General features: G+C 43.2%; 2 protein-coding genes. Both read left to right on the top strand.

Features of this window, described 5'->3' with window-relative positions:
* On the top strand, window positions 1-260 hold a 260-nt coding region (locus R7Z50_RS26295), incomplete at its 5' end, for a DUF1365 family protein (protein WP_318149585.1).
* Window positions 261-295: 35 nt separating this feature from the next.
* Window positions 296-825: class I SAM-dependent methyltransferase (locus R7Z50_RS26300; protein WP_318149586.1), on the top strand; the 530-nt coding region annotated here is incomplete at its 3' end.

The following is an 825-nucleotide window of genomic DNA, read 5'->3' on the forward strand; positions in this document are numbered from 1 at the left end:
AACCGCTTACAGACAAGTTAAATATCCATCTTGAATGCCATAAAGGTGAAAAACACTTCGACGCCACAATGGCTATGAAAGCACAGCCATTTTCCAGCGGTTCTTTATTGAAGTGCTTGATCGGAACACCAATTCAAACAGTAAAAGTGATGGTTGGAATCTACTGGCATGCGTTGAAGTTATGGGTTAAAGGTGCGCCGTTTTATTCTCACCCTAAATATTTGGCGTCCAATGAACGTCAAGCCTCTAGCGACAAATAAGATAAGAAAAATAATAAGCACAAGGAGAATTCTGCATGTTAAATACGACTTCTATAACATTGCCGCACAAACTGACGACGACTCAGAAAGCGGCTCGCGGAGTTATTTTTCAATGTCTGCAAAAGATGGAAATGGGTTGCTTAACCATTATTGAATCGTTTCATACCGAGACAAAGGAGCGCAGTGAACGTTTTACTGCGCCAAACGGAGAATACAGTGGCCAACCTGTCGTTGCGACCATTGAGGTTAAGCACCCAGGTTTTTACTCCAGAATATTACAAGGCGGTAGCATCGCTGCCGGTGAGGCGTACATGGATGGCTGGTGGGACAGTCCAGATTTAACTGCGTTGATGAAGCTGATGGCGCTCAATATGCGAGCCCTTGATAAGCTTGAGGAGCAGGGTAGTTGGCTTACCAAGTTACTTTACAAGTTTAGCCATTGGACGAATCGAAACTCGCAAGAAAATTCTCGGAAGAATATCCATGCTCATTACGATTTAGGTAATGATTTGTATGAAGCTTTTTTAGATACCAACATGCTGTACTCATCAGCGCTTTACCACAC

Source organism: Vibrio sp. 1249-1 (assembly GCF_033340495.1).